Here is a 19,918-nt window from a genome sequence, read left to right as displayed (position 1 = left end):
TTATGCGGTTACGCCGTAAAGGAAAAGATTGGTTTTACACCAGCTTTGCCACTTCTCTTTGAAGTCTTTTAATAATTCTTTTTTCAAGTCTGGATATGTAGGACTGGGAGATGCCCATCATATCGGCTACATCCTTTTGAGTATGCTCTTTTCGTCCATTCAAACCAAAACGTGATTCAATAATAAAGGTCTCTTTATCATCAAGAATATTGAGCGCCTGATATAACAGCACTTTATCCATCTTTTCTTCGATCCCTTTTACAATCAGGTCATTTTCAGTTCCCAGTACGTCAGATAATAATAATTCATTTCCATCCCAGTCCGTATTCAGCGGTTCATCAAACGAAACTTCAGATCTCAGCTTACTTGTTCTTCTGAGATACATCAGAATTTCATTTTCAATACATCTTGAAGCATACGTAGCAAGCTTAATATTTTTTTCGATATTAAACGTATTAATCGCTTTTATCAGACCAATTGTTCCAATACTGATCAGGTCTTCTAGGTTTACTCCGGTGTTTTCAAACTTTCTTGATATATATACGACAAGCCTGAGATTCCGTTCAATCAATAAAGATCTGGCCTGCTCATCGCCTTGTGCAAGCCTTGCAAGAACTTTAGCTTCTTCAGGTCTCGCAAGCGGAGACGGAAGCGCTTCACTGCCACCAATATAATGTATTTCTTTAGCTTTTAACTTTCCGGTAACCTGCACAAGCCATAACTGGACTTTCTTTTTAGCATCCAATAAGTTCATTCATACAGCACCCCTTATATTTGATAACAATGAAGCATCTGCAATGGATTCAGCAGACAATGACAGGAACGATCTACATAATGACTCTCCAGACTGAAAATAACCGGGATTTTCTCGAAAACAAAGTGATCATCTTCTGTACATACCTTGATACGGTCACATTCAATACTGATAAGGACATCGCACTCTTTATGAACTGACTTGGTGGGGATATAATGGATTTTCTGTTTCCACTCTTCTGGACAGTCTGAGTCGTTTTTAATAAAACATAAAACTTCATCAGGAAGTAAATACTTAGCCACAGAGAAGTCTGCAAACATAACCGGTTTCCCTGAAAATGGAGTAATGAGTGCATTGCCTGAGTCAAGGTATCCATTTCCGGCCCACATTTTTTTCCCGAGTGTCAGTTCCACTTCATAGATATAAGATTGCTGCACAGAAGAGCTGCTGACCTGCCACGAAATTCTCCCTGCAAGTAATAAATGAATAGATAAGATCAAAAACAGCAGAGCAAGTCCGGTAACAGGGGTTGATTCAGACAGCAAACCATTGACAAATGATGCCATTGACCCTGAGGAAAATAAAAATAAACATAATGATACCGCGTGAAGCACAACCTGTTTTCTGATCGAAACCTTTACAGCTGCAATCATGAGCATGGGTGCAATTATTTTGATGATTTCTGAACCGTTTAGCGAAAAATACCATTCAAGTCCAGTATAAATAAGTAAAACCATGCATGCAGCGCCCACTTTTAACTGAGTTTTTAACAGCCGGTTCAACGTCAGCAGTAAAATCAAACCTCCACCAATATTAACGATCAGCAGATACTCGATATACAGAGTCATGATTCCTGTCCTCCCGATAACCACATTCTACAAACTCAGCAGCAGTGAAACTTGTCAGTTCCTAAAAAGAGTTCAATATTTCGTGGTATAAATTACGTCATCAGCCCACAAAAAAAGCCCGGCTTAAGTAAGCCGGACTTCAAGTTATCCTCTGCGTCTGTTACGGTTACGCAGGAATGTTGGAATATCTAAAGTATCTTCAACAGGCTGCTGATTACGCGGCTGCTGTTCAGCCTGAGGAGCTTCCTCACGCTGATGATGCTGCTCACGATCACGGACAGGTTCTCTCTCACGTTTTGGAGGCTGAGGCTGCTGTCTCACCTGGCCACCCATCTGAGGACGGGCAGGTTTTGCCTGATTATGCGTTTCGCTGAATCCTGTTGCAATCACTGTAACCAGAATTTCATCCTTCAGATCCTCATCAATGACTGATCCGAAAATCATATTTACTTCCTGGTCAGATGCGCTTGCTACAATATCTGCTGCTTCCTGTACTTCATAAAGACTCAGGTTTGTACCACCTGTAATATTCATCAGTACGCCCTGCGCACCATCAATTGCTGTTTCAAGAAGCGGACTTGAGATCGCTTTTTTAGCAGCTTCAGATGCACGGTTTTCTCCTGATGCAATACCAATACCCATCAATGCAGATCCTTTATTTGACATGATTGTCTTAACGTCTGCAAAGTCAAGGTTGATCAGACCCGGTACTGCAATCAGATCAGAAATACCCTGAACACCCTGACGCAGTACGTTATCTGCCTCACGGAATGCTTCAAGCATCGGCGTGCTCTTGTCAACGATTTCAAGAAGTCTGTCATTAGGAATGACGATCAGTGTATCCACTGCTTCTTTCATCGAACTGATACCGCCTGCTGCCTGTGTGGCACGCTTGCGTCCTTCAAATGTAAATGGACGGGTTACGACACCGACTGTCAGGCTGCCCAGTTCTCTGGCAATTTGTGCGATAACAGGTGCTGCACCAGTACCGGTACCGCCGCCCATTCCGGCAGTAACGAATACCATATCTGCGCCTTTAATTGCCTCTTCAATCTGTTCACGGCTTTCTTCTGCTGCTTTTTTCCCTACTTCAGGATTAGCACCTGCTCCAAGACCGCGCGTCAGCTTGCCGCCGATTTGCATTTTGATTTCTGCTTTGGAAAGATTAAGTGCCTGTGCATCAGTGTTAACTGCTATAAACTCTACTCCCTGAACGCCGTGCTCAATCATGCGGTTAACAGCATTGTTTCCGCCGCCGCCTACACCGATGACTTTGATCGTTGCCAGGGAATCAACATTCGTATCGAAATCTAACATCGCAAATCCTCCTAATTCAAAATTACTTCCCGGAACTTCTATTCAAAAAAGTATCCAAATAGTTTTTTAAATCTGCCCTCTTCATTTTTCTGCTTTGGCTTTTGCTGCTTAGGTGCTGTTTCCTGGGACTTTTGTTTTTTAGGTGCATAGTCATTTTGATTAAATTCAGATGCAGAAGGCTGTTTGTCAGCCTGTCCCTGCAGCTTGGCATGTTTATATGCGTATTTAATCAAGCCGACTGCCGTCGTATACTGCGGCTCTCTGACCCCGATATAATCCGGCACTGCAACCCTCACCTGGTTTTGAAGAACTGCCTGTCCAAGCTCAAGTACGCCAGGCATCGCTGCAGAACCACCAGTCAGGACAAATCCACCAGGTAAATCATGGATATTTAGCCTTTTCAGTTCATTCAGCACCAATTCAAACATTTCTTCCATTCTGACTTCAATGATATCAGAAATTTCAAGCTGATTAAATTGCTGGTGCTGGTCACTTCCAATAATAGGTACACTGAACACTTCATCTTCTGAAGCATAATCGTAAAAGGCATGTCCATGTTTACGTTTGATTTTCTCAGCATCATCAGTTGTAGTTCTGAGACCGATCGACAAATCCTTCGTAATATGTTCACCGCCTGCAGGTACAGTTGAAGCTGCAATCAGATGTCCATGTTCAAATACTGCGATACTTGTGGATCCGCCGCCTATATCAATGATTGCTGTACCCAGATCCTGTTCGTCTTTTGACAGGGCAATCGTGCCAGCTGCAAGCGGTTGAAGGAAGATATCAGCAACCTCAAGCCCCGCTTTTTCAACACAGCGTAAAATATTGTGCAGCATCGTTTTAGAGCCAGTTACAACTGTACCTTCAAGCTCCAGTCTCACGCCGATCATACCTCGTGGATCCTTAATTTCATCCAGTCCGTCAACAATAAACTGACGGGGCACAATATTAATTAACTCCCTGTCAGGAGACATTGGCATGACCTGTGCCGCGTCTAATACGCGTGCAATATCCTCATCACGGATTTCTTTGTCATCTGTAGAAACTGCCACTACTCCATGGCATGGCTGCAGGGCGACATGATTTGCCGGTATACCTACAATTACATTATGTATTGAAAGACCTGTCATCCGCTCAGCCTGATCTACTGCTTTCTGGATTGACTGTACGGTTTCATCAATATCAACAATTGAACCTTTTCTAATTCCTTCAGACTCAACATTTCCGACTCCAATAATATTAACTGAATCCTGGACCAATTCTGCAATGACTACTTTTACAGAAGATGATCCTATGTCCAGACTGACATAGTACTCGTTGCTGCTCACGTGTGGCACCTCCTTTAAACCTTTTAACTTTGTTTTTAGCTTTGTTAAAGTTGGCTGTTGATTTCCGCTGCAATCACCAGCTGGGCTAAAACAACATTTGTCTTTAACATTGCCTTGTTTTTAAATTTTTCAGGATTTCATATTTATAAACGTAACTTTAAAAAGTTAGCATTCTTGCAGTTTCATGGCAGAAACCTCAATAGGTATAGTCTACACCAATTGAGATACTCAGAAAAGTAATAAATGACCGATATTACTGACAAATTCATACTTTAATTTTCTTACTCTTCTGAGTCTCCTTCTATTACTCCTGCACGATTATCCAATGTGTCATCAATATCGTCTCCGGCAGTGTCTTCTGCTGACACATCCGGCACCTCTTCTGCACCTTCATAAGCACGGAAATAAGATCCTACCTCCAGGTCAATCACACCTTTTACGTCAGGGTCGAGCTGACTTACGATAGATGGATAATGTGTCATCTTTTCAGCAAGCGTATGGATTACCGCAGTCACTTCAAAACCATCATTCATATAGAGCGTAATTCTACCTGAATCAACTTCAGACGGAGTATGGTGCACTTCAGAAATGGAATTCAATACGTTTCCCGGAAGGTCTGACAGAGCGGATGCAAGATCATTTAAAACAGCCCCCTGCCTGAAACCATTCAGAACAGGTGCACTAAAATCAATATCCTGCACTGGTTTGGGGTCACTGATATAACCATTTTCGTATACAGTACGATATTGCTGGCCTTCTCTGCTTAAAGCAACTTTTTCAAATTCTTCAATTGTTACTTCTACACCTAATGGAAAATCCCTTTTAACTTCTGCGTTTCTGATTATTTTATGATCAGTCAGTTTTTTTTCAGCATCATCCAGATTTAAAGTCCAATAAGCGTCTCCTGGTGATATTCCTGCTAGATCCACAGCAGCATCATCAGATATCCCGCTATTTCCATTCACCTGAATATCCTGAACTTTACTGTAGGAAGACTGGAAATACAGTACGATAATGATCAGGAAGACAAATAGCAGAACAACACCGACTAAGCGCCTGTTCGCTCTTTTCCGCCGGCGCTGTCTTAACTGCGGTACTCTGTCTTCAAGTGAGACAACCGGCTTGCGTTTCATTCATTTCACTCCAGTCATGCGATACGAGCCGCAAACGACTCTTTTTGAATCTACCTTTATACTACACTATTGAAAGCTGATAACATACAGAAACATGCTTATCGTCATGAAAATGTAAAATACCTACTTTCCTGTATAACGGCTGATATTTAACAAAATTCCAATCATACAGAGAACAACCATCAGTGATGATCCGCCGTAACTGAAAAACGGGAGTGTGATACCTGTAACAGGTATTAAACCAATCACAACTGAGATGTTGATAGCGGTTTGTAATCCAAGTGAAATCACAATGCCCCCCGCCAGCATTTTACTGAATGTATCAGGTGCTGATACTGCAATCAGAATACCTCTCCAGATTACTGCTGCGAACAACAGAATAATGATGATACTTCCCGCTAAGCCAAGCTCTTCTGCAGCAATGGCAAAAATAAAATCATTTTGAGGTTCAGGCAGATAAAAATGTTTCTGCCTGCTGTCTGAAAATCCTGTACCGAACAGCCCGCCCGGCCCTACTGCGTAAAGTGATTGTATCATCTGAAATCCCGCTCCAAGTGGATCCTGCCATGGATCAATAAATGAATTGATTCTTTGCATTCTATATGGAGCTGCAATAACCAGCCCTGCAAACCCTGCCGCACCTGCCCCAAAAAGGAAAACAAAGAAACGGATACTGACCCCTGCTAAAAATAACAGTGACAGACCGCTTCCTGCAAGGACAGTCCCGGTTCCAAGGTCCGGCTGCAGCATGACGATTCCAAAAGGCAATAAAATAACTATAATCAGAAAAGCTGTCTGCTTTAGCGTAAGTTTTTTACGCGATGTAGAGATTAAAGCCGCCGTCATCATTAAAACACCTGCTTTCGCGAGCTCTGCAGGCTGAATTGATATTGGACCTGCCCCGATCCAGCTCTGGGAACCGTTTCGCTCAAGACCGATACCCGGAATCAACACAAGAACCAGTAAAATAATCGAAATCAGGTAAATAACAGACGCATGTTTACGCCATACCTGATAATGCACTTTTGAGATTGTTACCATCGCTATGACACCTGCAGCCAGATATAATGCCTGTCTGAAAGAAAAAAAATGGGCATCCCCAAAACGGTCGAATGCCCATACACTGCTTGCACTATCAATTAATAAAACACCAAAAACTGAACAGCACATCACTAAAGTAAACAGCAGACGATCCATGACACTCGTCCCTTCAGCGTATTTACTTCAGCTTATTCACTTCATCAATAAATATGTCTCCCCGCACTTCAAAAGTCGGGTATTGATCCCAGCTTGCGCATGCTGGTGATAGAAGTACGACATCTCCACTTTCTGCACTTTCTGCTGCAGCATGGACAGCGTCTTTTACATCTTTCACGCTGATGATGTTCTCTACACCGCCTGCTCTTGCAGCTTCAGCCATCTTATCTGCCGTTTCACCAAATACAATTGCCGTTTTGACATGCGACATCGACGCCGACAGTTCATCAAAGCTGTTTCCACGGTCAAGACCGCCGCATAATAATACCGTTGGACCTTTGAATGCATCGAGCGCGCTTTGTGTGGCCAGGATATTTGTTGCCTTGGAATCGTTATAAAACTTAATCCGGTTCCACTCTCTTACAAATTGGGTACGGTGTTTTACCCCCGCAAATTCTCCGAGTACTGCTCTGATGCTTTCATTTGAGACGCCATATAACTTTGCTGCACCGATCGCAGCCATTATATTTTCAAGATTATGTCTGCCCGGAAGCACGATTTCTTCAAGCCTTACGACCGCTTCACCATTCATGAAAATCTGTTCACTGTCAGTTGAGATACCTTCTGTTAATAATCTCTTCGTTGAAAATAGTATCTTTTTAGCTCTCGTATGCTGAATAGCATTCATGAGTTCTTCCTGATCAGCATTAACAATTAAATAGTGGTTTTCTGTCTGATTTTTAGTGATAGCAGCCTTTGCTTCCACGTATTCCTGTTTTGAAGCGTGATAGTCAAGATGCGCATCATAAATGTTCGTAATAATCGAAATCGCGGGGGCGAACTGTCTGATTCCCATCAGTTGAAATGAGGATAATTCAACGACCATTGCTTCACCAGGATGTGCAATCTGGGCTACCTCACTGGCAACTGTTCCTATGTTCCCTGCAACATATGACTTTTTCTGATCTTTTGTAATCATCTCATGAATCAGTGTCGTAGTAGTCGTTTTACCATTCGTTCCGGTAATACCGATGATATCTGCTTCACTGATCTGATAAGCAAGTTCCACTTCAGTAATCACAGGCAGACCTTTTGCTATAGCGCCTTTAATCAGTGGATTTGTATAAGGAATACCAGGATTTTTCACGATCATTTCAAAGCCTTCGTCGAGGAGTTCAACCGGATGACTGCCGCAAATCACTTTAATTCCCTGATCAAGCAGCTGCTGTGCATCCTTATTCTCAGAAAGAGGCTTCCAGTCATTAACTGTAACAAATGCACCCAATTTGTGAAGAAGAAGCGATGCAGCGACTCCGCTTTTTGCGAGTCCGACTACCAGGATTTTTTTATTTTGATACCCTTTATAATTAATCATCAGCCATACACTCCTATCAGAACGCCCATCACACCTGCTGCAAGACCAACTGTCCAGAAGACAGTAACGACTTTCCATTCTGACCAGCCAGTGAGTTCAAAGTGATGATGAAGCGGACTCATCTTAAAAACCCGTTTTCCAGTTGTTTTAAATGAAGTAACCTGTATCATGACTGATAAAGTCTCCAATACAAAAACAATACCAATCAATAGTAGCAATATTTCCTGTTTTGCAAGCAGGGATACGGTCCCGATTGCGCCACCGAGCGCAAGTGAACCTGTATCACCCATAAACACTTTTGCCGGATGGGCGTTGAATAATAAGAACCCAAGCAGTGCTCCCACGGCAGCCATACAGAAAATTGCCAGTGCGAGTTGTTCCTGCTGCCAGGCAATCAGTGCAAATGCACCAAATGCAATCACTGCAGTACCTGATACGAGACCATCAAGTCCATCAGTCAGGTTAACAGCATTCGAAAATCCGACTAACCAGAAAATGACGAATGCGACATATAAAATACCAAGATTTAATTCAATTGACGTAAATGGAATTGCAATGATTGACGAAAAATCATTAGCGCTGAAAACAATATAAAATATAATAGCAATCACAATTTGTCCGAGAAGCTTTTGTTTTGAAGTTAAGCCAAGATTTCTCTTTTTGGCTACTTTAATAAAATCATCCAGGAATCCAAGGATCCCAAAGGTAATCGTGACCATTAGTAATAGAAAAGTTGTAACAGATAATACACTGAAGATCGCGCTGACTGCAACGGTTGCGACTGTCAGTGCGCTCAAAATAATTAAACCGCCCATTGTTGGCGTGCCGGACTTTTTCTGATGGGATTCAGGTCCTTCTTCCCTGATACTTTGTCCAAATTTTAATCTTCTTAAGTATGGAATAAATACCGGAGCTGCCGCTGCGGAAATTCCAAATCCAACTATTGCTGCCCATAGTACAGCCCATAATGACATCTTGCTTCCTCCTAACAAATCGTTCCAGTTTATTGTACTGTTTATGTTGTATGCTGACAATCTCTCATTTTACCATAACTACCGTGTTTAGAGCGGGAAAGTTTATTACATTTTTAATTTCAGGACAATTGTTTTACTTGTGAACAATAAAAAGCTGAGACAAGTTAATATGTCTCAGCTTTTTCACAAAGGGGCAATTCTTAAACACCCTTCACCTGTAGTCCCCTCAGTATATCTTCAGCGACTGATTTGTCGTCAAAAGGGATTTTTTCATTTTGAATGATCTGATATTTTTCATGACCTTTGCCTGCAATTATGACGATATCTCCCGGGGTTGCCTGACTGATCGCCTGGCTGATTGCCGCTTTGCGGTCTTCGATAACTGTGTAGCTGTCACCGGGCACCCCCTTTTCCATATCCCGCAGAATTTTTTTCGGATCTTCACTTCTCGGATTGTCAGAAGTAAAAATTGCATGATCCGCATACTGACACGCAATTTTCGCCATAACCGGACGCTTGGCACGATCTCTGTCACCGCCGCAGCCGATTAATGTAATCAAATTGTTCGGGTTCATTCTGTTTGCTGCCTGCAGAATATTTTTTAAGCTGTCAGGCGTATGGGCGTAATCCACAATCACTGTAAATGGGTGCTCATGTCTGACAATTTCGAAACGTCCGGGTACCCCGGAGATATTTTCGAGACCTGAGGCAATATCCTGCAGAGGGATTCTGTTTACAAAACCGACTGCTGCTGCTGCCAATGCATTATATATATTGAAAATGCCCGCTAATTTGATGATAACTTCAATATGTCCTGACGGTGTTCTTAATACAAAAGAAGCCGATTCTTTTTGAATGGCTATATTTTCTGCATAAATATCAGCATCACTGCTTAGTCCGTACGTTAAAATATGAGCAGATGTAACTGATTCTATCTCTTTTGAAAACGGATCATCGTTGTTTAGAACAGCAAACTTTGGTGATGACTTTACGTGTGAGTGACCGAGCTGGGAGAAAAGCAGGGTTTTTGCCCATTTATAATTCTCCATTGTTTCATGGTAGTCGAGGTGGTCCTGCGTAATATTCGTAAAAACTGCAATATCCACATCGCACCCGAACATTCTGCCCTGTGAAAGACCATGGGATGAAGCTTCAAGAACTGCAGCCTTAACCCCTGCTTCTCTGTAATCCGCAAGGGTCTGTTGCAGTAGTAAACCGTCAGGAGTGGTGTTAACGGCTTTTCTAACCTGGTTTCCCTGCTTCATGTACAGCGTGCCGATAATACCGGTTTTTATACCGGCAGATTCAAGTACACTGTGAATCATATGAGTAACAGTCGTTTTTCCATTCGTACCGGTCACACCAATCACATTCAGATCGAAACTCGGATAATCGTAAAAATGGTTAGCAAGATATGCAAGTGAATGCCTAGGCTGTTTAACAATAATCTGAGGCACCGGCAAATCATATTCAGTATCAGATATAATAGCAGCTGCACCATTTTCAATCGCTTTTTCTATATATAGTCTGCCGTCAGATTGTTCACCTTTTATTGCTGCAAAAAGGGATCCGTTTTCAACTTCCTGATGATGATGACACAGCTTCATTATCTCAGGGTCTGATTCAGGGCCTTTTATCGTATAAAATGGGAGGCAGCCTGTCAGCTCTGAAAGTCTCATATATTCAACTCCTCGAACAAATCTTATACTGCTATATTACCTCATAGGTCAAAAGAATGCTATTGACCTGTGAAGATTCGAAGCGTATTTCCTTCTTCCAGTACGGCTCCCGGTTCAGGTGATTGTCTGATTACTTTTTTGCCATCGCCTTTTATATCGAGGTCAATCGGAAGGTGCATTTCAAGCAGTTCACTTTTTGTCATGCCTGTTACATCAGGGACTTTGATTTCAGGCGGGTCTAACCACCTGACTTCTTTTTCAATTTGTTTTGTTCGTCTTTTAACACCCATGGCATTTAAGGACTCTTCAATGATTGTACCTACGATCGGTGCAGCGACTACACCTCCGAATTGAACAGTATCTTTAGGATGGTCAACTGCAAGATAGACCAGCAATTCGGGGTCATCACTTGGAGCAAAGCCAATGAATGAAACAATGTAACTATCTTTCATATAGCGGCCATTTTCGACCTTTTGTGCAGTACCTGTTTTCCCGCCCACACGATACCCGTCAACAAAAGCTCCTCTTCCGGTACCTTGTGCCACTACGGATTCGAGTGCTTCTCTCATTTCAGCAGATACATCTTCAGATATAACTTTTCTTTTTGATTTCGTCTCTACTTCGTGAACCGTTTCCCCCGAAGTGGAATCGGTCCATTTCTTTGTAATCGTGGGAACCGGGAGATGACCGCCGTTTATCACAGCCGAAACAGCTGCCGCCTGCTGGATTGGAGTTACCGAAACCCCCTGTCCAAAAGCAGTTGTCGCCTGTTCAACAGGTCCCATATTTTCCGGTTTGAACAATATCCCGCTCGCTTCACCAGTCAGATCGATACCAGTTTTCTGTCCAAATCCAAAATCATGAATATAAGACAGCAGCCTGTCTTTACCAAGTCTGTTCCCTAATTCTATAAATCCGGGGTTACAAGAATTCTGAACAACTTCAAGAAACGTCTGGTTTCCGTGTCCTTCTCTTTGCCAGCAGTGAAGCTTTACCCCTCCTACCTCCACATGACCACTGTCATAGAACTGCTCGTTCTCAAGGTCCACAAGCCCTTCTTCAAGCGCAGCTGCAAGTGTGATAATTTTAAAAGTTGATCCCGGTTCATACGTTCTCCAGATCGGCAATACCCTGTTATAAATGTCCGGAGAGAACTGCTGATAATTAGACGGGTCAAAATCCGGCCTTGAAGCCATTCCGAGAATTTCACCTGTTTTCGGATTCATTGCAAGTGCTAAAATCTGATCCGCATCATACTTTTCCTGTGCATTCGTCAATTCACGTTCAAGTACATTCTGCACATTCAGATCGATTGTTAAGTGCAGGTCCATCCCGTGTTCAGGGTCCTTGTTGAATGAACCTGACTTTCCCATCTCTTTTCCTTTCGCATCTGTGAATAGACCCGTTGCACCCTGGATACCGTATAGCTGATCGTCATAAAGCAGTTCAAGTCCTGATAATCCCCTGTTGTCAACTCCTATAAATCCAAGTACATGTGATAGCATCCTTCCATGAGGATAAGCACGCTTATAGTCATCTGCAATATATACACCGGGCAGTGATGCTTCCTCAAGTGCTCTCACCTGTTCAAATGAAAGCTTTCTCCCTTCAGGATGCAGCTTTTCAATGGAGCCTTTTCTGTTTACAAATGCTACTGCTTTTTCCTCAGGCATCTTCAGCACTTTGCTTAATAGAGCAGAAGTCTTTTCACGATCCTCAATCTGCTTAGGAATAATAAAGAGACTCGGCGCGGACTCGTTTAATACAATAGGTTTGCCGTTTCTGTCATAGATAGAGCCGCGTTCAGGTTCTAACGGTAGTTCCCTCGTCCAGCTTTCAATTGCTTTTTCATATAACTTTTCATGCGATATGACCTGAACGTAAAAAAGTCTAATGATCACGACAAAGAAAATAAGCACGAATAAGGCAAACACAACCAATAGTCTTTTTTTAATTAACCTCTCTGAAAAATACTGCACACTGTTCCCCCTGTATTGAGCTATATTCACATCGTATGTCAGGATTTATCGGGTATGCAAAAAGCCTTTTCTGAATTAATCAGAAAAGGCTTCATGACGAGTATAATTCAGTCCTGTGGAAGTTCACTCTCTTCTTCAGGCTGGCTTAATCTTGTTCTTGTTTCTTCAGGTGTTTCAAATTTTACTGTCAGCGGCTGATCCTGAGTAATGATGGTATCTGCGGTTACATTCTGCTGAACTGCAAAGCCTGCGCCTGAGGCATTCAGCTGAAGATCCGCAGCTACTGCAGCTTTGACTACGTCCCTGTAAGACCAACCGGTCAGGTCAGGTATCGTTAACTCACCATCTGTAACCAGTATCAGCTTTTCACCGGCTATTAAGTCAGTGTTTACAGCTGACTGGCTCTTAATCACAGACCCATTGCCCAGTACAATGACTTCAAGACCTGCTGTATCGAGCTGTTGTCTCACATCTGATACATTTTGACCTGTATAATCTTTTACTGATACATTTTCTTTTACAGGCGCTTCAGCCGGTTGAATATTACGGTATTTAAGGCTATTCAGCATAACAGGATTGAACACTTTTGATACCGGAACAGAACCAATTTCATCAAGTGGAAGCGTAGGCTGCTGCACCCCGACATATACGATGAGTTCAGGATCATCAGCTGGTGCCATTCCCATAAATGAAAAGAGATAATTATCTCTGCCTCTCATGTACCCGCCTGTATTTGGATCAGGAATTTCAGCTGTGCCGGACTTTCCTGCCACTTCATATCCAGTTATACTGAATGGCTGTCCTGTCCCCGCCTCACTCGTTATAGTAGTGGCAAGATATTCTCTTACTTTTGCTGCGGTGTCAGCTGAAATCGGCTGTCCGCTTATTTCCGTTTCCCCTTCATATACCGCTTCACCAGTATCAGGATTAACCACTTTTGAAAGAACGTACGGACGCTTCATTTGACCGTCACCTGCAATCGCGGTTTCCGCCTGAATCATCTGCAAGGGTGTCACTGTTGTACCCTGCCCGAAAATAGTCGTCACTTTTTCCAGCGGATAATTATACAGGATCTTACCGGGTGCTTCATTTGGCAGGTCAATTCCTGTGATTTGACCGAAACCGAAGTCATCCAGATAGTTTCTATATACGTCGTCTCCCATTAATTCGAGCAGTTTTGCAAATGCTGTGTTAGAGGACCGCTGTACACCTTCGAGATAACTGATGGTTCCCCACCCTACATTATTGTGATCACTAATTTTTTGTCCCAGTACGTCATATGAGCCTGATTGATAGGTAGCATTTGGATTAAACACTCCTTCTTCTACAGCCGCCGCCAGTGAAAAGGTTTTAAATGTAGAACCAGGTTCAAACGTACTCTCGACAATCTGGTTATACCAGTTATCACTTAAACCTACACGCGTATCAGGGTCAAACGTTGGACGCTGGCTCATCGCAAGGATTTCACCGGTCTTGGCATCAGCAACTACTCCGAACATATTGCCGGGGTTATATTCTTCAGATACCTGACTCATTGCGTCTTCTAAGAATGTCTGAATTTTTTTATCAATCGTTAAATATACGTCATGGCCATCCCGGGCTTTTTTAATCGCCTCTTCACCGCCAGGAAGCAGGTAACCTCTTGCATCAGTCTCAAATGAAAGTTCACCGCTTTTTCCTTCAAGAAAGTCATTGAGATTTTTTTCTATCCCCATTTTACCAATGGTCTTTACCATGCCATCGTCTGTTGCTTCAGGCTGGGCGTATCCAATCAGATGAGATGAGAAAATACCATTTGGATAAAATCTTTTCAGGTCCTGAAGAAAGAATATACCCGGCAATTTTTCATCTTCTATCTGCTGCTTAATTTCCAGTGGGATATCTTTACCCTCAGTACCGAATTCAACCTGTTTTCTGTCAAGTGTAAGAATATCGAGGATTTCACTCTCTGTAAGGTCCAGGTACTGTGATAGTGTTTTTGCAGTCGATTCAGGATTCATGACATGACGAGGGTTTTCTTCATTTGTGGTCAGATTTTCATCCAGTACCGCTACGATTTTATAAGTCTGCGTATCTTCTGCAATGACTTCCCCGTTACGGTCCAATATTTTCCCTCTTTCAGCTTCAAGAATCTGGCTTCTTGCATACTGCGCCTGAGCCTGGGCTGCAAGATCTCTGCCTTCTGCTTCTCCTGTGATCTGTAAAGTCATAAATCTTACAACTAAAATGAAAAAGAGAGCACTAAATACTGTAAACAGCAGGTAGGCTCCCCAATTCTTTTTCAATTTCCTCATGGCTGCTGCACAACCTTAACATTTGAATCATTCAGCGTCAGTCCGAGTTCTTTTGCTTTTTCCCAGACACGCTCATATGTACTCATCTGACTCACCTGAATTGTCAGGTCATTATTCACATTTTCCTGGGTCACAATGTTGGATTCTAGTTGCTGAATCTCTTTATTTGTATTATAGATTTCAGCCTGGGCAGTAATGATTTGAAGACTCGCAATACACACGAATGCAGCAAAGATTGCAGCGATCATTTTTTCACCAAGTGTAAATGCGGACGTCCTTTTCTTGACTACTTTTTTCTTTGTAACCTGAACAGACTGCTTGTGCTCAAGATTTCTTGCAGAGTTCATCATTCTATTTCCCCCATTTCGCTTTTATCTGTTTTTCTCTGCTATTCTAAGTTTTGCCGATCTTGAACGGTTATTATGTTCAAGTTCTTCTTCACTTGCTGTGATCGGCTTTCTGGTAATCAGCTTTAATTCAGGTTCGTACCCTTCCGGAATCACCGGCAGACCAGGTGGTAATTCCGGTCCTTTTGCAGCTTCTTTAAACATTGTTTTACAGATTCTGTCCTCTAAAGAATGGAAGGTAATGACGCTGATTCTTCCCCCCGGATTCAGCATCCCGATTGCCTGTTCAAGCGACTCCTCGATGACACCAAGTTCGTCATTCACTGCAATTCTAATTGCCTGGAAAACTCTTTTGGCAGGGTGTCCGCCTTTTCGTCTTGCTGGTGCAGGTATTCCATCTTTAATACATTCAACAAGCTCTGCCGTCGTTTCAATCGGCTTAAGTTCACGCGCAGCTTCGATCTTCCGGGCGATCTGCTTAGAAAATTTTTCTTCCCCATATCTGAAAAAAATTCTGACCAGATCTTCAAAAGGCCACTCATTTACCACCACTCTTGCTGTCAGAGGTGAAGACTGATCCATCCTCATATCAAGCGGTGCATCATGATGGTAGCTGAATCCTCTTTCAGGTGTGTCCAGCTGTGGAGATGAAACACCCAGGTCATATAAAATGCCGTCTACTTTCATAACACCGCGCTCATTCAGCTCTTCCTTTAAATGTCTGAAATTCGATTGAATAAATGTCACTTGACCTTTATAAGGCGCTAGTTTCTGTTTTGCATGTTCAATGGCTGTTTTATCCTGATCAAAACAATAAAGATGACCTTCACTGGATAATTGGGATAATAAATACTCACTGTGTCCTGCACCGCCAAGCGTACAGTCTACATATATACCGTCCTTTTTAATATTCAGTCCATCAACTGTTTCTTTCAAAAGGACAGTCGTATGATCAAACATCCTTGCCACCTCAACACTTTTTAAATTCTATAAGTCAAAATCAATCAGGTTTTCTGCAATTTCTGCAAATGATTCTTCGGATTCAGACAAATAATCTGTCCAAACTGCTTTATCCCAAATTTCAATTCTTGATGAAACCCCGATAATCATACATTCTTTTTCAATTTTCGCGTAATCAATTAAATTTTTGGGAAGATTAATTCTCCCCTGCTTGTCAATCTCACATTCAACTGCACCGGAAAAGAAAAACCTGGCAAATGCTCTTGCATCCTTCTTCGTTACAGGAAGTGAACGGACTTTCTCCTCGAGACGGCGCCATTCATCCATAGGGTAACCAAATAAACACTGATCCAGACCTCTTGTGATCACAAAAAGATCTTTGACATGTTCACGGTATTTTGCAGGGACAATGATTCTCCCTTTTGTATCGATTGAATGTTGATACTCCCCCATGAACATCAGGTTTCCCACCTCTCAAAATAAATGTACCACAGTCCCCCACTTTGTACCACTCGTTTCTGATATAATAACACAACTGTAATATTAAAGAATAAAAAATGAATGAATTTTCTAAAAACAAAGCTCAAATCAATCTCATTCCAATAAAAAAGCTGTCCGGAACATTGATTCCGGACAGCTTTTTCATCAGATATAAATAATATTATGTTTGTGATTAAATGCTGCCTCTGCTTTGAGCAGATCGCTCATGAAAGTTTCTCCATAGCGATTAATATAATAATATATATTCCAGATCCGCTCCTGGGGGCCGCCTAGTGGTCTCAGAGCGTTTTGCACGCTGTCATATCTCCTCAGGATATGACCATGCTTTTGACTGATGGACTGATCAGATTTCATCTGGAGAAACGTCAGCTGCTTCAGATGAAAGTTCAGGTTCTTTTCTACGATTTGATTAAAGGCCGGGTCATATTTGTTCGAGAGTTTCTTAATCTCTTCATATTGATTTTCCAGTTGTTTTTCTGTTTCCTGAATCACTGATCTGAGAGACTGATCTTTTACTGAGTCAAAATATGCTGTCTTTTCATTTTCTGTCCCATTTGAAATGGCGTGTTCAATCTCTACTCCAAGCTCAGCTGCATACTGTTCAATATGACGTTCCACGATCGTAAAGTTGAGTCTCGGCACGACAGGTGGCATGTGAAAACCGGCTTTCTCAAATCCGGTTTTTAGTTCAGCCCAGTAAGCAATTTCTCCGGGCCCACCAATAAACGCAAGCGTCGGGATCAGCCATTCCTGCATCAGCGGTCTTGTTACCACATTGTTGCTGAGATCCTCAGGAGAATTTTCTGCTGTATTGATGATTTCTTTAAAGGTATAAGACCTGCCATCTTTATCATAAAAAGCATCATCTTTATAAAATAGAAGCTGTCTCTCTCCATCTCTTCTGATAAAAAGGTTTGCTGCATCTTCCTCAAGCTCAATCATTGGAGAAAATCCATCCTGCTTTAACAATTTCTGCTGCTCTAATACTGACCGGTTAATTTCCTGGTTCTGTTCAATCAATTGCTTGAAAAAAGATGATTCAAGTTTTCTAAGCTCCGGATCAGCCGCATCCAGTACCAGCAGACCTGTATCTTTAAACAGATCCATAATCAGCCAGGCAAACATTTTTGATATATTTGTACAGTCTGCAGCTGCTCTGTATAATTTTTTCTTCAATCCTGTAGTATGGGATGTCTCACCAAATTCAGAAAGCACTTCGTCAATCCATGCTTCCATCTCTGAATGACTATAGCTAATATCTGACGCCATCTTTTTAGTCAGCACCCGCTCAGGGTAACCCTTTTTAATCAGTTTACCTTCAGATTCAGTATAAACATGATTAATCTCAAGAAAATCGTGGTCTTCTCCAGCAATCCAGAAAATCGGGATCACTTTTCTTCCAAGGTCTTCAGATTGTTTTTCAGCAAATTTTATAATTGATAGGACTTTATGTATTGAATAAAGCGGTCCGGTTAACAGACCGGCCTGCTGTCCTCCAACAACTGCTACCCCATCACCTTTTAAAGCATCCAGTGAAGAAGCAGTCTCCCGGGAAGAAGGGAGATTTCCCATAAATGATTCAATACAGGCAGCAAGTTCATTTCTCATAAAAGAACGCTGATCCAGATCAGTCAGCCGTTTTTTAAAATCATGACTGTATGAATAATGGAAATGTTTCATTGTATTTGAAGATTCTTTTATATACGCCGAAGCGAAAGGCTGAATAGCCGGAAGGTCAAATTGTTTTACGAGCATCTGAAATTCTCCTTTAATCCGCATTAGTCCACTGTCAGTATACCATCCGCTTTTCGAAAGCCGAAAGAATATTGCTCGCTAAAGCAATGATTCATAGATCGATAACACAGTTCCGGTCACAATAAGTGCTATATGCAGCAGGAAGAATACTAAAAAAGAAAGCCGCCACGTACTTTTAATAATATTTGAGATGGTGAAGTCATCCTTTTTACTTCTTATATAAAATGCAGTAAGGATTCCGATAGCAGCTACGATTAAGCAGAGAACCCAGAAAATTGATATCTCCCATATAAAAAGAATGAGAAAGTATACTGATCCGATTAGGAATGGATTTGTTGCATTGATACCGGAAGAAACAGCCAGACGGTGCCTTGATGATATTTTCTTAACAATAATAAAAACAAGCAGATAGATCAGATAAGGTGCATATAGCAGTATGCTGAGAAGGTTTGCTGCAGCAACCATTAATTTTTCTCCTCCCTTTCCTGAATGGCAAGAATAGCATTTTCAAGAAATGGTATAATCAGGGGCTTTACCTTTTTTTCTTCAGCGATTTTTGTAGCGTAGCCTGTCATTGCTTCAATTTCTGTTTTTCTGCCAGCTTTTATATCAGAGAGCATCGATGATTCGTTTTCTGCAGTTTTCATACATAAATCAAAAATATCATCCAGCCTGCAGTGTGTGACCGCTTCAGGAAAAATGAACATAATTTCGCTGTAAAGTAACTTCATCATTTCTCTGTAACGGGCATTAGCTTCAAGCTCACCATTTCTCACATTAAATAACGCTGTCAAAGGATTGATCATGAGGTTTTTAATTAACTTAACTGTCAGCAATATTTCATAATTATCTTCAAATGCAACTGGAAAATCAGTTCTGTTACAGGCAGTAAAACGATCCACCAGTTTACTGTCACCCCTGTAACAGGCAATACGCCACCAGCCGATGCCATTGTGCTGATAGGTATGACTGTTCAGCTTTTTTGAACCGTGCTCCACTGTACTGACAAAAATATGTTTGTGTGGGATTGAAGAGAGATATGTAAGATGCGACATGCCGTTTTGCAGGAAGATCAGTGGAATATGATCAGGCACCCGTCTTAAAGCAGGTAAGATTTCATTTAAATGATACTGCTTAACTGCAATGATTACTGCTTCTGATTCATTGAAAGTTGTTTTATCTATTTGGGAAGCTGCTACTTTGACTGCCTGGCTCTGTGGTGCAGTTACACCATTCTTATTTAGAGTGTGGGCCTGTTCATCAGATCTAGTGCTTATATGTATAGAATGACCGCATATTTGTAATTGATGAGCAAAAAGGAGTCCAATTGACCCTGCTCCTATGATATTTACCCGAATAATGATCACTCCTTTTTATCTAGTTTATCAGACAATGCAGGTGAAATAGCATCATTTTTTTAATAAAATCAGCTGAAGATTGGCTGATTACAGTTGTATAAAAATAATAAGAGACC

General features: G+C 41.8%; 17 protein-coding genes. All 17 read right to left on the bottom strand.

Translation table 11 applies throughout. The features are described from left to right. Positions 1 to 34: 34 nt before the first annotated feature. A complete protein-coding gene (gene sigE / locus JOD21_RS05300) occupies positions 35 to 754 on the bottom strand; it encodes an RNA polymerase sporulation sigma factor SigE (RefSeq protein WP_204728623.1) in 720 nt (239 codons plus the stop codon). 14 nt (positions 755 to 768) lie between these two features. Then, a complete protein-coding gene (locus JOD21_RS05295) occupies positions 769 to 1,602 on the bottom strand; it encodes a sigma-E processing peptidase SpoIIGA (protein ID WP_204728622.1) in 834 nt (277 codons plus the stop codon). Between the two features lie 144 nt (positions 1,603 to 1,746). Next, complete coding sequence (ftsZ, locus tag JOD21_RS05290) at positions 1,747 to 2,919, bottom strand: cell division protein FtsZ (RefSeq protein WP_204728621.1); 1,173 nt, start codon at positions 2,917 to 2,919, stop codon at positions 1,747 to 1,749. Between the two features lie 38 nt (positions 2,920 to 2,957). After that, positions 2,958 to 4,250, bottom strand: a complete 1,293-nt coding sequence (ftsA, locus tag JOD21_RS05285) for a cell division protein FtsA (protein WP_204728620.1) — start codon at positions 4,248 to 4,250, stop codon at positions 2,958 to 2,960. A 281-nt stretch (positions 4,251 to 4,531) separates the two neighbouring features. Beyond that, the gene (locus JOD21_RS05280) at positions 4,532 to 5,383 is read right to left on the bottom strand and encodes a cell division protein FtsQ/DivIB (RefSeq protein ID WP_204728619.1); all 852 of its coding nucleotides are present in this window, start codon (positions 5,381 to 5,383) and stop codon (positions 4,532 to 4,534) included. Between the two features lie 123 nt (positions 5,384 to 5,506). After that, positions 5,507 to 6,580 (bottom strand): putative lipid II flippase FtsW, encoded by a 1,074-nt coding sequence (gene ftsW / locus JOD21_RS05275; protein WP_204728618.1) that lies wholly within the window; start codon positions 6,578 to 6,580, stop codon positions 5,507 to 5,509. A gap of 22 nt (positions 6,581 to 6,602) precedes the next feature. Next, positions 6,603 to 7,955, bottom strand: coding sequence for a UDP-N-acetylmuramoyl-L-alanine--D-glutamate ligase (gene murD / locus JOD21_RS05270; protein ID WP_204728617.1), 1,353 nt, complete (start codon positions 7,953 to 7,955; stop codon positions 6,603 to 6,605). Beyond that, positions 7,955 to 8,929: a phospho-N-acetylmuramoyl-pentapeptide-transferase gene (gene mraY, locus JOD21_RS05265; RefSeq protein ID WP_204728616.1), complete on the bottom strand. Its 975-nt coding sequence runs from the start codon at positions 8,927 to 8,929 to the stop codon at positions 7,955 to 7,957. Before mraY ends, murD begins: the two co-directional genes overlap by 1 nt. A gap of 200 nt (positions 8,930 to 9,129) precedes the next feature. Further along, the gene (locus JOD21_RS05260) at positions 9,130 to 10,608 is read right to left on the bottom strand and encodes a UDP-N-acetylmuramoyl-L-alanyl-D-glutamate--2,6-diaminopimelate ligase (RefSeq protein ID WP_204728615.1); all 1,479 of its coding nucleotides are present in this window, start codon (positions 10,606 to 10,608) and stop codon (positions 9,130 to 9,132) included. 59 nt (positions 10,609 to 10,667) lie between these two features. Further along, the gene (locus JOD21_RS05255) at positions 10,668 to 12,587 is read right to left on the bottom strand and encodes a stage V sporulation protein D (protein ID WP_204728614.1); all 1,920 of its coding nucleotides are present in this window, start codon (positions 12,585 to 12,587) and stop codon (positions 10,668 to 10,670) included. Between the two features lie 107 nt (positions 12,588 to 12,694). Further along, positions 12,695 to 14,797, bottom strand: coding sequence for a penicillin-binding protein (locus JOD21_RS05250; RefSeq protein ID WP_239581425.1), 2,103 nt, complete (start codon positions 14,795 to 14,797; stop codon positions 12,695 to 12,697). Positions 14,798 to 14,877: 80 nt separating this feature from the next. Next, a complete protein-coding gene (ftsL, locus tag JOD21_RS05245) occupies positions 14,878 to 15,231 on the bottom strand; it encodes a cell division protein FtsL (protein WP_041122317.1) in 354 nt (117 codons plus the stop codon). Between the two features lie 21 nt (positions 15,232 to 15,252). Beyond that, entirely contained in the window at positions 15,253 to 16,188 is a 936-nt protein-coding gene (rsmH, locus tag JOD21_RS05240) for a 16S rRNA (cytosine(1402)-N(4))-methyltransferase RsmH (RefSeq protein WP_204728612.1), read from the bottom strand. Positions 16,189 to 16,215: 27 nt separating this feature from the next. Next, positions 16,216 to 16,647: a division/cell wall cluster transcriptional repressor MraZ gene (gene mraZ / locus JOD21_RS05235; RefSeq protein WP_204728611.1), complete on the bottom strand. Its 432-nt coding sequence runs from the start codon at positions 16,645 to 16,647 to the stop codon at positions 16,216 to 16,218. A gap of 186 nt (positions 16,648 to 16,833) precedes the next feature. Beyond that, positions 16,834 to 18,444, bottom strand: a complete 1,611-nt coding sequence (gene bshC / locus JOD21_RS05230) for a bacillithiol biosynthesis cysteine-adding enzyme BshC (protein WP_204728610.1) — start codon at positions 18,442 to 18,444, stop codon at positions 16,834 to 16,836. A 78-nt stretch (positions 18,445 to 18,522) separates the two neighbouring features. Further along, positions 18,523 to 18,909, bottom strand: coding sequence for a DUF3397 domain-containing protein (locus JOD21_RS05225; protein WP_204728609.1), 387 nt, complete (start codon positions 18,907 to 18,909; stop codon positions 18,523 to 18,525). Beyond that, complete coding sequence (locus JOD21_RS05220; RefSeq protein ID WP_204728608.1) at positions 18,909 to 19,811, bottom strand: 2-dehydropantoate 2-reductase; 903 nt, start codon at positions 19,809 to 19,811, stop codon at positions 18,909 to 18,911. The genes JOD21_RS05225 and JOD21_RS05220 overlap by 1 nt, the downstream gene beginning before the upstream one ends. Positions 19,812 to 19,918 lie beyond the last annotated feature (107 nt).

Origin of the sequence: Jeotgalibacillus terrae (assembly GCF_016908195.1) — a bacterium.
Classification (GTDB): Bacteria; Bacillota; Bacilli; order Bacillales; family Jeotgalibacillaceae; genus Jeotgalibacillus; species Jeotgalibacillus terrae.
The sequence above is the reverse complement of the archived record's forward strand: the minus strand, read 5'-3'. Positions and strand labels throughout refer to the sequence as shown.

What these genes read in the sequence shown, in the direction of transcription:
- JOD21_RS05295 (WP_204728622.1), bottom strand. Translation starts at nt 1,602, where the DNA reads ATGACTCTGTATATCGAGTATCTGCTGATCGTTAATATTGGTGGAGGT.
- JOD21_RS05225 (WP_204728609.1), bottom strand. Translation starts at nt 18,909, where the DNA reads ATGGTTGCTGCAGCAAACCTTCTCAGCATACTGCTATATGCACCTTAT.
- sigE (WP_204728623.1), bottom strand. Translation starts at nt 754, where the DNA reads ATGAACTTATTGGATGCTAAAAAGAAAGTCCAGTTATGGCTTGTGCAG.
- ftsL (WP_041122317.1), bottom strand. Translation starts at nt 15,231, where the DNA reads ATGATGAACTCTGCAAGAAATCTTGAGCACAAGCAGTCTGTTCAGGTT.
- JOD21_RS05250 (WP_239581425.1), bottom strand. Translation starts at nt 14,797, where the DNA reads ATGACTTTACAGATCACAGGAGAAGCAGAAGGCAGAGATCTTGCAGCC.
- bshC (WP_204728610.1), bottom strand. Translation starts at nt 18,444, where the DNA reads ATGCTCGTAAAACAATTTGACCTTCCGGCTATTCAGCCTTTCGCTTCG.
- murD (WP_204728617.1), bottom strand. Translation starts at nt 7,955, where the DNA reads ATGATTAATTATAAAGGGTATCAAAATAAAAAAATCCTGGTAGTCGGA.
- mraZ (WP_204728611.1), bottom strand. Translation starts at nt 16,647, where the DNA reads ATGTTCATGGGGGAGTATCAACATTCAATCGATACAAAAGGGAGAATC.
- JOD21_RS05260 (WP_204728615.1), bottom strand. Translation starts at nt 10,608, where the DNA reads ATGAGACTTTCAGAGCTGACAGGCTGCCTCCCATTTTATACGATAAAA.
- rsmH (WP_204728612.1), bottom strand. Translation starts at nt 16,188, where the DNA reads ATGTTTGATCATACGACTGTCCTTTTGAAAGAAACAGTTGATGGACTG.
- JOD21_RS05280 (WP_204728619.1), bottom strand. Translation starts at nt 5,383, where the DNA reads ATGAAACGCAAGCCGGTTGTCTCACTTGAAGACAGAGTACCGCAGTTA.
- ftsW (WP_204728618.1), bottom strand. Translation starts at nt 6,580, where the DNA reads ATGGATCGTCTGCTGTTTACTTTAGTGATGTGCTGTTCAGTTTTTGGT.
- mraY (WP_204728616.1), bottom strand. Translation starts at nt 8,929, where the DNA reads ATGTCATTATGGGCTGTACTATGGGCAGCAATAGTTGGATTTGGAATT.
- ftsZ (WP_204728621.1), bottom strand. Translation starts at nt 2,919, where the DNA reads ATGTTAGATTTCGATACGAATGTTGATTCCCTGGCAACGATCAAAGTC.